The following is a 12,715-nucleotide window of genomic DNA, read 5'->3' as shown; positions in this document are numbered from 1 at the left end:
GGCAAGCCCGCTCCTACAGGGTTTGCGCCGTACCTGTAGGAGCGGGCTTGCCCGCGAAGGGCTGCAAAGCAGCCCCAATTAAGGTGATAGTGTGTTAACTGACAGGCCTACGCTGGCACCGCGATGCGGTACCAGATCGCATACAACGCCGGCAGGAACATCAAGGTCAGCAAAGTGCCACCCAAGGTGCCGCCGATCAGCGTGTAGGCCAAGGTGCCCCAGAACACCGACTGGGTCAGCGGGATGAACGCCAGCACCGCCGCCAAGGCTGTCAACAGCACCGGCCGGGCACGTTGGATGGTCGCCTCGACCACCGCATCGAACGGCGCCAGCCCGCTGGTCTGGTTGGTGTGGATCTGCCCGATCAGGATCAAGGTGTTGCGCATCAGGATCCCAGCCAGGCCAATCAGCCCGACCAGCGCGTTGAAGCCGAACGGCTGATGGAACAACAGTAAAGTCGGCACCACCCCGACCAAGCCTAGTGGCGCGGTGGCCAGCACCATCGCCAAGGCCGACAGCGAACGCACCTGGAAGATGATCACGATCATCGTCAGGATCGCCATGATCGGGAACAGCGGCGCCAGCGCAGCATCGGCCTTGCCCGACTCCTCGATCGCCCCGGCCAGTTGGATGCGATAGCCGCTGGGCAGTTGCCCGATCAGCGGTTGCAGGTCCTTCCACACCTGCTGCGAGACATCCGGCGGTTGCAGCCCCTCGGCGATATCGCCGCGGACCGTGATGGTCGGCTCGCGGTCGCGTCGGCGCAACAGTGGGTCTTCAGCACGTACCTGAAGCTCGGCGACCTGCTCGAGCGGCACGCGTCGACCGTCGCTGGCCACCAGGCTGAAATCGCCGATGCGCGCGGGGTCCAGCCGGGTGTCGCCAGCGCTGCGGGCGATCACATCGACCTTGCGGATGTCCTCGCGCACCTGGGTCACGGCGCTGCCCTTGAGCAGGAACTGCAACTGCTCGGCCACCTGCGTCGAGCTCAGGCCGAAGGCTTGCAGGCGATCCTGGTCCAGGCTCAGGTGCAGGGTCGGCACGCGCTCCATCCAGTCGGTGTTGACCGTGCGCATGTGCGGGTTGGCCTGCAGTTGCACGCGCACCTGTTCGGCAATCGCCCGTACCTTGTCGGCATCTGGCCCGACCACTCGGAACGCCACCGGGAACGGCGAGTACGGGCCGAACACCAGCTGCGTCACACGTACCCGCGCTTCGGGCGCCAGGCCTTGGGCCACCGCTTCGCGCAGGTTCAGCTTGAGCGTGTCGCGGTCCTGCTCGCTGGCGGTGAGCACCACCACCTTGGCGAACGACGGGTCTGGCAGCTCCGGTGCCATGGCCAGGTAGAAACGCGGCGCGCCCTGGCCGATGTAGGAGGTGACGATCTGGCTTTGCGGCTGGCTCGCCAGCCATTTCTCCACGGTCTCGGTGGCTGTGCGGGTCTGCTCGATGGCGGTGCCGTAGGGCATCTGGATTTCCACCAGCACCTCCGGACGGTCCGAGGACGGGAAGAACTGCTTGCGCACCGCCCCCATGCCCAACACCGCCACCACGAAGCTGGCCACCACCAATGCCGCCACCCACCACTTGCGTTGGATCACCACGCCCAGCAGGCGGCGGAAACGGTTGTAGTTGGGCGTTGCGTAGATGCCGGCATGGCCACCTTCGACCGGCACGATGCGTGGCAGCAGCTTGACCCCCAGGTACGGCGTGAACACCACTGCCACCAGCCAGGAGGCCAGCAAGGCGAAGGCGACGATCCAGAAGATGTTGCCGGCGTACTCGCCCGCAGTACTCATGGCAAAGCCCACCGGCAGGAAACCGATGATGGTCACCAGCGTGCCCGACAGCATCGGCGCCGCGGTATGGCTCCAAGCGTAGGCCGAGGCGCGCAGGCGGTCGTAGCCCTCCTCCATCTTCACCACCATGGTCTCGATGGCGATGATCGCATCGTCCACCAGCAAGCCCAGCGCGAGAATCAGCGACCCCAGGGTGATCCGGTCGAAGTCCCGCCCGGTGGCCAGCATGATCACGAACACCGCCGATAGGGTCAGCGGCACGGCGGCGGTCACCACCAGCCCGACCCGCCAGCCAAGGCTGAGCAAGCACACAGCCATCACTACGCCAAGGGCGACGAAGAACTTGAGCATGAACTCGCCCACCGCCTCCTCAATGTTCACCGACTGGTCGGTGACCTTGCTCAGCGACATGCCCAGCGGCAGTTCGGCGGTGATGCCGGCCCGCGCCTGCTCCAGCGCCTTGCCCAGCGCCAGCCCGTTCCAGCCCTCACGCATCACCACGCCCAGCAGCAAGGCCTGCTCGCCGCCGTTGCGCACCAGGAAGCTGGCCGGGTCTTCGTAGCCGCGGTGCACCTGGGCGACATCGGTCAGCTTGATCACACGACCATTGACCTCGATGGGCGTCTGGCGAATCTGCTCCAGGCTGTTCAGCGCGCCATCCAGGCGCACCTGCACCTGCGGGCCGTGGCTTTCGATGGAGCCGGCCGGGGTCACGGCGTTCTGCCGGTGCAAGGCGGCGAAGATATCGTTGGGCGACAGCCCCAGGGTGGCCAGGCGGTCATGGGAAATGTCGACGAAGATCCGCTCGGGCTGCTCGCCGATGATGTTGACCTTCTTCACCCCCGGCACATGCAGCAGGCGCTGGCGCAGCGTCTCGGCCTGGCGCGCCATCACGCGCTGCGGTTCGCCAGGGGCCTTGAGGGCATAGAGGGCGAAGGTGACGTCGGAGTACTCATCGTTGATCTGCGTACGCAGCACCCCGGCCGGCAGGTTCTGCTGTTCGTCGCGCACCTTCTTGCGTGCCTGGTAGAACTCCTGTTGCACCTCTTTGGGTGGCGTGCTGTCGAGCAGTATCAGGGTAGTGAAGGCCAGCCCTGGGCGGGTGAAGGTTTCCGTGCGGTCATACCAGCGCAGTTCTTGCAGGCGCTTTTCCAGCGGTTCGGCCACCAGGTCCTGCATTTCCTGGGCGGTGGCGCCGGGCCAGGCGGTGACCAGGGTCATCTGCTTGACGGTGAATGCCGGGTCTTCGGCGCGCCCCAGCTTGAGGAACGCCAGGGTGCCGGCAGCGAAGATGGCAATCAGAAGGAACAAGGTGACCGCACGCTCGCGCACGGCCAACGCGGAAAGGTTCAGGCCCATCATGGTTGCTGCCCTTCCTGCACCCGCACCTGCTGGCCTTCATGTAGCTGGTGCACGCCCAGGGCGACCAGCCGCTCGCCGACCGCCACGCCGTCGCCGACCAGCGCGTGTTCGTCCTCGATGCGCAGCAGCTTCACTGGCCTGTAGTGCACAGTGTTGTCTGCCGACACCACCCACACCCCCGGCCCGTTACCACGGTCGTGCAGCCCGGCCAGTGGCACCTCGCGCGCCTCGGAGGTTCCCGCTACAGGAATATCGATGACCACCGTGGCCCCCAGCGGCAACGAGCGAGTATCGCCTTCGAGCACATAGCGGGCGCGGTAGGTGCGGCTTCTCGGGTCGGCCGCGCCGGACAGCTCGCGCAAGCGCGCGCCGAATTCGGCCCCTGGCTGGCCAAACAGCCGGGCCTTGGCCAGCGAACCCAGGGCGGGCCTGAGGTTTTCCGGCAAGTCCAGCAATGCCTCGCGGGCGCCATCCTGGGCCAGCACCACCACCGGCTGCCCGGCGGCGACCACCTGGCCGGTGTCGGCCAAGCGCTCGACCACGATGCCATCGCTGTCGGCACGCAAGTCGGCGTAGCCCAGGCTGTTGCGGGCCAGCGCCAGCTGGCTGGTGGCTGCGTCCCAGGCGGCACGGGCAGCATTGCGTGCGGCCTGGAACTGGTCGAAGTCCTTGGCGGAAATCGCCCCCAGCTCGACCAGCCCCTGCATGCGGGTGAAGTCTGCCTCGGCCCGCACCTTCGCTGCCAAGGCTTGGTCGACCTGGGCCTGACGGTTACGCACGTCGAGGTCGAAGTCGCTCAGGTCCAGGCGCATCAGCGACTGGCCACGCTTGACCCGCTGGCCAACATCGACCAGGCGCTGGGCGACCTTGCCGCCCACCCGAAAGCCCACCGGGCTCTCGACCTTCGCCGCGATGACCCCGGTGAAACGTCGCTGTTGGCCACTGGGCTCGGCACTGACCCACGCGGTACTGACCAAAGGGGGATGATCGACCCGAGGGTCGGGTAATGCCGCGTCGCCGCAGCCGCCAAGCAGCAGGCCGGCAGCGACAGGCGCCAGGATGACACGCAGATGAGCATAGGTTGACATGAACGCCTCCTCGATTTGGAGGCATTCTGTTTACAGGTTACGAATGTGTCAACTTGAAAACAAAATCAGGGGGCCAAGCTGCGCAACACCAAACCGGTGACCGCTTCCATTCCCGCCTCGAGTTCCGCGAGGCTGCGCTGCTCCATGCTGACGGGGTGGGTATAGGGAATCAGCGCCTCGTGGATGCCCAGCACCACCTCGTCCAGCGGCGTCTTGCGCTCGAATTCGCCGCTGGCCCGGCCGTCCTCGATGATCGCCTTGACCATGTCGTCCAGCGCCTCCCAGTGCCCGGTAGCGGTGCACCAGCGCTCTTCTGCCGCCACCGCCACCAGCTCGAACAGCTTGTTCTGGTTGATGAACAGGGCATGGCTGAGCAGTAACGCCTGGCGGGTGAACACCCTGAATTTACGGGTTGCCGAGGGTTGTTCGGCAATCTGCCGACGCAGCGCGTTGTCCAGATCGCCCAGCACCATGGCCACGATCGCCTCGCCAATCGACTGCTTGGACTCGAAGAAACGGTAGATGTAGGCCGTGGTGATGCCGATCGCCTTGGACAAGTCGGCTACGGAGGTCTTGCGGTAACCGAACTGGCGGAAATGCTGGTCGGCCACCTGCAGGATCTGCAAGCGCCGGTCGTGGTCGGCAGGGCCGCGCTGGCCCGAGGATGGCAATTCGATCTCGAGCGGGTCGGTAGACGGGTTCATAAGCGGGCAAGTCCATTGACAGACAAGTAACGATTTAAGAATACTGTAAACAAATTAGCGTTCCTGAGGATACGGCAATGACTCGACAGCGGTTCAGGCGCACGCACAGTGTACTCGTGCTTGCAGCACTCGCGGGCATGGGCGGCTGCATGGTCGGCCCCGACTATCAACAGCCCGAGGTGCAACACAACGAGCGCTTCGTCGGCGCCCGCGCCCTGCAAGCACGCAACAGCCTGCCGTCGAACACCCCGTTCGAGCGCTGGTGGCAAGGCTTTGGCAACCCGGTGCTCGACAACCTGGTCGATACCGCGCTGCGCCAGAACCTCAGCCTGGAGCAGGCCCTGGCCCGGCGTACTCAGGCCCAGGCCTTCGCCCAGGGTGCCCGCGCACAGCTGTTGCCCGAAGGCCATGCAGGTGCCGACGCCAGCCGCGCGCGGCGCTCGCTGCAAGACCCCCAGGTGGCCACCGAGCGTAGCGTGCTGCCAGGCTTCGAGCGCACCGGCACGCAGTATGACGCGGGCATCTCGAGCCTCTGGGAGCTGGACCTGGCGGGCGGCCTGCGCCGTGGCGCCCAGGCTGCGCTGGCCGAGTACCAGGCGGCCCAGGCCGACGAGGCGGCGGCGCGCATCCAGGTGGCAGCCGGGGTCATCGACGGCTACCTGCTGGTCAGGCTGTTGCAGGCCCGTCTGGCCGTGGCCGAGGAACAGGTACTCACCCAAGGCGGCATCGAACACTTGGTGGATGTGCTCAAGACTCGCGGCCTGGCCCCTGGGCGCGAGCTGCAACAGTCACGCGCCGAGCTGGCCCTGGCCCAGGCCTCGGTACCAGCACTAAGCGCACGCCTGGCAGCGGCACGCAACAACCTGGACGTGCTGCTAGGGCGCCAACCCGGTACCCCAGACGCCCAACTGGACACCCCCACGGCCCTGCCCAGCGCACCGCGGATCGAAGCCGCCGGCGGCACCACGGCCCTGCTGCGTGGGCGCCCCGACCTGATGGTCGCCGAACGCCGCCTGGCAGCGACCAACGCGCGTATCGGCCAGGCACTGGCCGAGTACTACCCCAAGGTGTCGCTGTCGGCACTGATCGGCAGTACCACCTCCCACGCCAGCAACCTGTTCAGCGGCGACAGCAACCAGGCCGCCGCCACCCTCGGGCTGCGCTGGCGCCTGTTCGACTTCGGCCGCGTGGATGCCGAAGTACAAGGCGCCAAGGGTGCCTACGCAGGCCTTCTGGCCAGCTATCGGGAACAGGTATTGCAGGCCAGCGCCGAGGTGGAGAATTCGATCAGTGCCCTGCTCGAAGGTGAACGCCGCGCCCGTCTGCTGGGCGACAGCGAGCGCGCCAGGGCCCAAGCCCGCGACGCCGTGCTGGCCGGCTACCGACAAGGCAACGCCAGCCATATCGAACTGCTGGAAACCCAGGCACGTCTGCAACAGGTACAGGCCGACCGGCTGGACGCCGACTATGCCGCCGCCGCATCGGCGGTCAGCCTGTACAAGGCGCTGGGCGGAGGCTGGCATGGCAGCGTCGACACCGACACCACGGCCGCGAGCAGCCACCATCGATCCATTGCACTGAACTAACCCTCGGCAGGCGGCTTCACACCCCTATACACGCCAACCAGTGGAAGGGATCACCCATGGCCTACGCCCCAACGCCGAAAGCCGCCGTCGTGCTGCTCGATACCCGAGAGCAGACGCCCGACCACGAGCGCGTCAGCTATCGCAGGCTCGCCGAACACCTGGCAAGCCTGCTCGGGCTGCCGTTCCATCAGCTTGACCCGGGCCAGAAAACCACTGCCGCCGACCACTACTATTACCTGCCCACCGAAACCCTGATCGACCCGGCACGCTATGCCCCCATGGGCATCCAGAATGAGCACGACCTGTTCGGTGGCCTGGTCAGCGCGCCCTACATGGCCACCAAGGCCATCTCCCACCCCTTGCCCGCCGACGCCCGTTTCCCACCCGGCTGGACCGACGCCTTTGCCCTGCAAGCCAGCGATGCCTTGCTGCGGGGTTATACGGTGTTCGCCAAGGACGATGCCCGACGTGCCGCCGAGTTGTTGCTGCGCAGCGGCGCGGTGCGGCTCAAGCCGGTGCAGGCCCGAGCCGGACGCGGGCAGCACGTGATCGAGCACCTGGACCAGCTGGAGCCGCTGTTGGCAGGCATGGACGATCAGGCGCTGTCGCTGTGGGGGCTGGTCTTCGAGGAGGACCTGTACCAGGTCGAGACCTACAGCGTCGGCCAGGTGCGCGTGGCGGGGCTCACTTGCAGCTACCACGGCACCCAGCAGTTGACCCATGACCACCAAGGCAACGAGGTGTATGGCGGCTCTGACCTGGTGGTGGTGCGCGGCGACTACCAGGCCCTGCTGCAACTGCCACTGGAAGACCACCTGCGCCTGGCCATCAACCAGGCGATGATTTACGAGCAGGCGGCCGAGCGTCACCTGCCAGGCTTCATCGCCTCGCGCCGCAACTACGACATCGCCCGCGGCCTCAATGCCCGCGGCCACCTGCGCAGCGGCGTACTCGAGCAGTCCTGGCGCATGGGCGGTGCCAGCAGCGCCGAACTGCTGGCCTTGCAGGCATTCGCCGACGACCCGGCGCTACAGCGCGTGCGGGCCTCCACCCACGAAGTCTTCGGCGCCTCCGAGCTGCCGGACGATGCCACGCTCTTCTACCAGGGGAACGACAGTGAACTCGGACAATTCAGCAAATTCGCGCGGATACGCGAGCATGGCCATTCAGAGTGAAACGGTAGAGCTGAAGGTGGCTGGCGAAAGCATCGCCGGTACGTTGGTCAGCCCCGGCAGCCGGATGCCTGGAATACTGTTCGTGCACGGCTGGGGCGGCAGCCAGCAGCGCGACCTGGCCAGGGCCAGGCAGATCACAGGCTTGGGTTGCGTGTGCATGACCTTCGACCTGCGCGGCCATGAGAAGACCGAAAGCCAGCGCCTGACCGTGACCCGCGAGCAGAACCTCGCCGACCTGCTCACCGCCTACGACCGCCTCGCCGAGCACCCCTCGGTGGACCCTGCCGCCATCGCCGTGATCGGCAGCAGCTACGGCGGCTACCTGGCGACCCTGCTCACCGCCCTGCGCCCGGTGAAATGGCTGGCCCTGCGGGTGCCTGCGCTGTATTGGGACGACGAGTGGAACATGCCCAAACAAGCACTCGACCGCCAGCGCCTGAACGCCTACCGCCTGAGTCCACTGGGGCCCAGCGACAACCGGGCGCTGGGTGCGTGCGCCGAGTTCGCCGGTGACGTGTTGCTGGTGGAGTCGGAGCAGGACGACTACGTGCCGCACAGCACGCTGATGAGTTACCGCTCGGCCTTCGTCAGTGCCCATTCACTGACCCACCGTATCGTCGACGGCGCCGACCATGCGCTGTCCAGCGAAGAGAGCCAGAAAGCCTACAGCTCGATACTGACTGCATGGATCAGCGAAATGGTCATCGGTGCGCGCCTGGACCGCTACCCGCACTACGCGCCCTGGTATGCCTGAGCATCGCCGACCTGGCAGTGCAGGCCGCCATCACTGCCCCGTACCAGGCTGCGCAAGGTCTGGTAGGCAGTGAAATTGACGCCCCGCGCCTGGTGGCGTTGCAGCAGCTCGAGGAACGGCTCCTCGACGAAGCACGAAGCCGCTGCAGCCCACTCATGACGCGACTGCCATTGCAAATATTGCAGCACCCGGCTGCCGTCCTCGCTGGCCTGGACGCTCACGCCCAGCAGCCCTTCGCAGCGCGTGGCGATCTGCTCGGCGCGCAGCACCAGCGCATCGGCCAGCGCCTGTTGCCGGGTCGCTGGCACTTCATACTCGATCATCTGGGTGAACCACAGGGATTGGGGGTTGGCAGGCATCGACAGTCTCCAGTGACTTGCAGCGTGATGGCGAGCAGGGTAAAACCTCGAGTTAACTCAAGGTCAAGGAATTTTTCCCATGCCTTCCAAGGTATCTCCGGCCCCTGATCGCCTGCTCAGTGTCGGGCAATTGGCTTCACGCAGCGGCGTGGCCGTAACGGCCCTGCACTTCTACGAAACCAAGGGCTTGATCTACAGCACCCGCAACGCTGGCAACCAACGCCGCTATGACCGGGCAATGCTGCGCCGGGTGGCGGTGATCAAGATGGCCCAGCGTTTGGGCGTGCCGCTGGCCCAAGTGGCCGATGCGCTCAATACCCTGCCCAAGCGCCACACCCCCACCGCCGAGGACTGGCAACGGTTTTCCGCCCAGTGGCGCGACGACTTGAGCCGACGTATCGACGAACTGCTGATGCTGCGCGACCAGCTGGACGGCTGTATTGGCTGTGGCTGCATGTCGCTCAAGGAATGCCCGCTGCGCAACCATCACGATCGCCTGGCCGAGGAAGGGCCTGGGCCACACCCGCCGGAACAACTGGCGCCATGAGCGTGACCGTCAGCCGCCCACGGCAAAGCGCTTGCGGTAATCGCTGGGCGTGACCCCGGTCAGGCGCTGGAAAACCTTGCGGAACGCGCCGGGGTCCTGATAGCCCACGCCCCAGGCGATCTGGTCGACGCTGCGCCGGGTGAACTCCAGCAAGCGACACGCCCGCCCCACGCGCACCTGCTGGCAGTACTCGGTGGGGCGCAGCCCGGTCGCAGCCCGGAAGCGCCGCAGGAAGGTGCGCTCCTCCAGCCCGGCGCATTCGGCCATGCTCGCCAGGCTCGCCTCGCGCGCGCCATTGCCCTGCAACCAGTGCTGAACCTTCAGCACCGCTTCGTCGCCGTGGTCCAGGCAAGGCGTGAACAGCGTGCCTGGCAAGGCGATCGCCACCGGCTCTACTGCCAGGTACCGCGCGGTCTCGCGTGCCACGGTCGCGCCCAGGTAGCGCTCGAGCAAACGCAGGCCCAGGTCGGTCCAGGCCATCAGCCCGGCCGAGGTGACCAGGTCGCCATCGTCCAGTACTGGCTGGCTGGCCTCCACACGCACCCGGGGGAAACGCTCGGCCAGTGCTTGTGCGTAGTTCCAATGGGTAGTCGCCGGGCGCCCGTCGAGCAGCCCGCTGGCGGCGATGAAGAACACCCCGATGCACACCGAGGCCAGTACCGTTCCACGGCCATGCCATTGGCACAGCTGGGCGCGGTACAGCTCCAGCAACTGCGCATCCGGCGCCTGACCCAGGCTTGGTGGCACCACCAGCACCCGTACGTCGTTGGGCGACTGCGCCAGGCTGTCGTGAATCACCTGCAACTGCCCCTGCGCGTCGGCCTGCCAATGGCTGACGCGAATCATTGGCAGCTCGCTCGCCCCCAGCTCGTTGACTACCTGGTTGGCCACCGCGAACAGGTCGCTCAGCCCGTGCACGGCCGCACTCTGCGCGCCTGGGTAGACCAGCACGCCGATTTCAAGGCAGGGGGGTGTGTCAGTTTTTGCCGTCATTGTGTCGGTCGCGCCAATCCTCAAGCAGGTCGCCCAAGCCTATAACTATCTCCACACCACGACCACTGCCCCAGGAGGCACGCAATGAGCAAACAGGCCCTGATCATCATCGACATCCAGAACGACTATTTCCCAGGCGGGAAGTGGACGCTGGACAACGCCGACAACGCCGCCGACAACGCGGTCCGCCTGCTGGCCGCTGCACGTCTGCGCGGCGACCTGGTGGTGCACGTGCGCCATGAGTTCGCCAGCGAAACCGCGCCGTTCTTCACCCCAGGCTCCGAAGGCGCGCGCATCCACCCCAAGGTCGCCCCTGCGGCCGATGAACAGGTGGTGCTCAAGCACCAGGTCAATTCGTTCCGCGACACCGAGCTGAAGGCGCTGCTCGACCAGCACGGCGTACAGGCACTGACCATCGTCGGCAGCATGAGCCACATGTGCATCGACGCCGCAACCCGCGCCGCCGCCGACTTCGGCTACCAGGTCACGGTGGCTCACGACGCCTGCGCCACCCGTGACCTGGAGTTCAACGGCAAGACCGTACCCGCAGCACAGGTGCACACCGCCTTCATGGCCGCGCTGGCCTTCGCCTATGCGCGGGTAGAAAGCACCCAGGTGCTGCTGGGCGAGTACGCGCGCTGAACGTCAGATCACCACGTTACGCACGAAGCGAGTAGGCACGTCGCCATCGTTGCGGTAGGCATAGCGGCAATTGCTGGGGAAGATGTGGAACTCGCCGGTGTTCAGGCGCAGCTCACCGCCTTCGATAACCAGCGTCAGGCAGCCTTCGGTGACGTAGATCTGCTCGCTCCAGCCCTCGGCATCGGCCTCGCTGCGATAGTGCTCGCCCGGCGCCAGGGTCCAGGCCCACAGCTCCACCTCGCGCCGCGCCGGGCTGCTGCCCAGCAGCACGGCGTGGCTGCCTGGGTGCTCACCGGCCCAGGCCAGCTCGTTGATGCGGCCCGGGTCGCGTTGGTCCGGCGCCTGGATCAAGGTACTGAACGCCACCCCCAGCGCTTCGGCAATCAGGTCCAGGGTGGTGAGGCTGACATTCTTTTCCCCCGCCTCGATCGCCACCAACATGCGCCGGCTCACACCCGAGCGCTCGGCCAGCGCGCTCTGGCTGAGGCTAGCGGCTGTGCGCAGGCTGCGGATGTTCTGGCTGACGTGCTGCAGCACCGAGGCGCGGTGCGAGGAATCTTTGTGCACTATATTGCTCACTGGATGGGGTTGCGCAGTATACTGCCCACATTTTGCGGCGATTGTGCGCCGCCCCTTCCGAGTGCGCAAGACCATGACCCAGCCCGCCCGCCAACCACGGCCCTCTGTTTCCTTTCGCCTGAGCAAGGCGGAACTGGTGCTGGTGTTCATCACCATGCTGTGGGGCGGCACCTTCTTGCTGGTGCACAACGTCATGACGGTCAGCGGGCCGATGTTCTTCGTCGGCCTGCGCTTTGCCGCCGCTGCGCTGTTCGTCGGCATCGTCTCGGCACGCGCGCTGCAAGGGCTGACCTTGACCGAACTGAAGGCCGGCGTGGTGATCGGGGTGTCGATCATGCTCGGCTACGGCTTGCAGACCATGGGCCTGCAAACCATCAGCAGCAGCCAGTCGGCGTTCATCACCGCGCTTTATGTACCCTTCGTGCCCCTGCTGCAATGGCTGGTACTGGGCCGCCGCCCCGGGCTGATGCCAAGCCTGGGCATCTGCCTGGCGTTCGTCGGCCTGATGCTGCTGGCCGGGCCCGAGGGCGGCGCGCTGCACTTCAGCGAAGGCGAACTGGTGACCCTGGTGAGCGCGGTGGCCATTGCCGTGGAAATCATCCTGATCAGCCGCTACGCCGGCAAGGTCGACGTGCGCCGGGTGACCGTGGTGCAACTGGCCACCGCCTCGGCGCTGTCGTTCCTGATGATCGTGCCGACCGGCGAAGCCCTGCCAGACTTTTCCTGGTTGCTGCTCAGCAGTGCCATCGGCCTGGGCGCGATGAGCGCGGTGATCCAGGTGGCAATGAACTGGGCGCAGAAATCGGTCTCGCCCACCCGCGCCACCTTGATCTATGCCGGTGAACCGGTGTGGGCGGGTATCGTCGGGCGCCTCGCCGGCGAACGCCTGCCGGGCGTGGCGTTGCTGGGCGCGCTGCTGATCGTGGCCGCCGTGGTGGTCAGCGAATTGAAGGTCCGGCGCAACAAGGAAATGCTGCCAGGGCTGGAGGCCACGGATGCGCGCGAAGGCGAACCGGGGCGCTGAATACGCCGTCAGTGACTATGCTTTGAAAGAAGATGTTATAAAAAAGCCGCTTGTCACACCGTATTTGTAGGATTCTGCGACAGCTTGCGGGTTGGTGATCCAC

12 protein-coding genes are annotated in these 12,715 nt (G+C 66.2%); 6 read left to right on the top strand and 6 right to left on the bottom strand.

Annotation, left to right across the window (positions count from 1 at the left end):
• Positions 1 to 107: 107 nt before the first annotated feature.
• The 3 genes from ACQKPE_RS17190 to ACQKPE_RS17180 form a co-directional block, all read right to left on the bottom strand.
• The gene (locus ACQKPE_RS17190) at positions 108 to 3,161 is read right to left on the bottom strand and encodes an efflux RND transporter permease subunit (RefSeq protein WP_427667686.1); all 3,054 of its coding nucleotides are present in this window, start codon (positions 3,159 to 3,161) and stop codon (positions 108 to 110) included.
• The gene (locus ACQKPE_RS17185) at positions 3,158 to 4,249 is read right to left on the bottom strand and encodes an efflux RND transporter periplasmic adaptor subunit (protein WP_427667684.1); all 1,092 of its coding nucleotides are present in this window, start codon (positions 4,247 to 4,249) and stop codon (positions 3,158 to 3,160) included. Before ACQKPE_RS17185 ends, ACQKPE_RS17190 begins: the two co-directional genes overlap by 4 nt.
• A 65-nt stretch (positions 4,250 to 4,314) precedes the next feature.
• Entirely contained in the window at positions 4,315 to 4,953 is a 639-nt protein-coding gene (locus tag ACQKPE_RS17180; protein WP_427667683.1) for a TetR/AcrR family transcriptional regulator, read from the bottom strand.
• A gap of 116 nt (positions 4,954 to 5,069) precedes the next feature.
• Here ACQKPE_RS17180 and ACQKPE_RS17175 point away from each other — a divergent pair, with 116 nt between their 5' ends.
• The 3 genes from ACQKPE_RS17175 to ACQKPE_RS17165 are packed head-to-tail and all read left to right on the top strand — an operon-like array spanning position 5,070 to position 8,468.
• Complete coding sequence (locus ACQKPE_RS17175; RefSeq protein ID WP_427667682.1) at positions 5,070 to 6,539, top strand: efflux transporter outer membrane subunit; 1,470 nt, start codon at positions 5,070 to 5,072, stop codon at positions 6,537 to 6,539.
• A 56-nt stretch (positions 6,540 to 6,595) separates the two neighbouring features.
• Entirely contained in the window at positions 6,596 to 7,714 is a 1,119-nt protein-coding gene (locus ACQKPE_RS17170; RefSeq protein WP_427667680.1) for a DUF3182 family protein, read from the top strand.
• On the top strand, positions 7,698 to 8,468 hold the full coding sequence (locus tag ACQKPE_RS17165) for an alpha/beta hydrolase family protein (RefSeq protein WP_427667678.1): 771 nt from the start codon (positions 7,698 to 7,700) through the stop codon (positions 8,466 to 8,468). Before ACQKPE_RS17170 ends, ACQKPE_RS17165 begins: the two co-directional genes overlap by 17 nt.
• Here the strand turns inward: ACQKPE_RS17165 and ACQKPE_RS17160 are convergent.
• Positions 8,447 to 8,827, bottom strand: coding sequence for an antibiotic biosynthesis monooxygenase (locus ACQKPE_RS17160; RefSeq protein WP_427667677.1), 381 nt, complete (start codon positions 8,825 to 8,827; stop codon positions 8,447 to 8,449). The genes ACQKPE_RS17165 and ACQKPE_RS17160 overlap by 22 nt on opposite strands.
• Positions 8,828 to 8,906: 79 nt before the next feature.
• On the opposite strand from ACQKPE_RS17160, the gene soxR reads away from it, so the two are divergent.
• Positions 8,907 to 9,374 carry a redox-sensitive transcriptional activator SoxR gene (gene soxR / locus ACQKPE_RS17155; protein WP_427667675.1) on the top strand — a complete coding sequence of 156 codons (468 nt, stop codon included), beginning with the start codon at positions 8,907 to 8,909 and terminating at the stop codon, positions 9,372 to 9,374.
• Positions 9,375 to 9,383: 9 nt separating this feature from the next.
• Here the strand turns inward: soxR and ACQKPE_RS17150 are convergent, their stop codons facing one another.
• Positions 9,384 to 10,367: a GlxA family transcriptional regulator gene (locus ACQKPE_RS17150; RefSeq protein WP_427667673.1), complete on the bottom strand. Its 984-nt coding sequence runs from the start codon at positions 10,365 to 10,367 to the stop codon at positions 9,384 to 9,386.
• An 84-nt stretch (positions 10,368 to 10,451) separates the two neighbouring features.
• Here ACQKPE_RS17150 and ACQKPE_RS17145 point away from each other — a divergent pair, with 84 nt between their 5' ends.
• Positions 10,452 to 11,009: a cysteine hydrolase family protein gene (locus tag ACQKPE_RS17145; protein ID WP_427667671.1), complete on the top strand. Its 558-nt coding sequence runs from the start codon at positions 10,452 to 10,454 to the stop codon at positions 11,007 to 11,009.
• 3 nt (positions 11,010 to 11,012) lie between these two features.
• On the opposite strand, the gene ACQKPE_RS17140 is transcribed toward ACQKPE_RS17145, so the two are convergent.
• Complete coding sequence (locus tag ACQKPE_RS17140) at positions 11,013 to 11,576, bottom strand: helix-turn-helix domain-containing protein (RefSeq protein ID WP_427667669.1); 564 nt, start codon at positions 11,574 to 11,576, stop codon at positions 11,013 to 11,015.
• Between the two features lie 85 nt (positions 11,577 to 11,661).
• On the opposite strand from ACQKPE_RS17140, the gene ACQKPE_RS17135 reads away from it, so the two are divergent.
• Positions 11,662 to 12,612 (top strand): DMT family transporter, encoded by a 951-nt coding sequence (locus ACQKPE_RS17135; protein WP_427667667.1) that lies wholly within the window; start codon positions 11,662 to 11,664, stop codon positions 12,610 to 12,612.
• Positions 12,613 to 12,715: the final 103 nt, after the last annotated feature.

Source organism: Pseudomonas sp. NPDC089554 (assembly GCF_050280645.1).
Classification (GTDB): Bacteria; Pseudomonadota; Gammaproteobacteria; order Pseudomonadales; family Pseudomonadaceae; genus Aquipseudomonas.
The sequence above is the reverse complement of the archived record's forward strand: the minus strand, read 5'-3'. Positions and strand labels throughout refer to the sequence as shown.

Coding starts and splice junctions, on each gene's coding strand:
- ACQKPE_RS17150 (WP_427667673.1), bottom strand. CDS start 10,367: ATGACGGCAAAAACTGACACACCCCCCTGCCTTGAAATCGGCGTGCTG.
- ACQKPE_RS17190 (WP_427667686.1), bottom strand. CDS start 3,161: ATGATGGGCCTGAACCTTTCCGCGTTGGCCGTGCGCGAGCGTGCGGTC.
- ACQKPE_RS17180 (WP_427667683.1), bottom strand. CDS start 4,953: ATGAACCCGTCTACCGACCCGCTCGAGATCGAATTGCCATCCTCGGGC.
- ACQKPE_RS17185 (WP_427667684.1), bottom strand. CDS start 4,249: ATGTCAACCTATGCTCATCTGCGTGTCATCCTGGCGCCTGTCGCTGCC.
- ACQKPE_RS17170 (WP_427667680.1), top strand. CDS start 6,596: ATGGCCTACGCCCCAACGCCGAAAGCCGCCGTCGTGCTGCTCGATACC.
- ACQKPE_RS17160 (WP_427667677.1), bottom strand. CDS start 8,827: ATGCCTGCCAACCCCCAATCCCTGTGGTTCACCCAGATGATCGAGTAT.
- ACQKPE_RS17145 (WP_427667671.1), top strand. CDS start 10,452: ATGAGCAAACAGGCCCTGATCATCATCGACATCCAGAACGACTATTTC.
- ACQKPE_RS17135 (WP_427667667.1), top strand. CDS start 11,662: ATGACCCAGCCCGCCCGCCAACCACGGCCCTCTGTTTCCTTTCGCCTG.
- soxR (WP_427667675.1), top strand. CDS start 8,907: ATGCCTTCCAAGGTATCTCCGGCCCCTGATCGCCTGCTCAGTGTCGGG.
- ACQKPE_RS17165 (WP_427667678.1), top strand. CDS start 7,698: ATGGCCATTCAGAGTGAAACGGTAGAGCTGAAGGTGGCTGGCGAAAGC.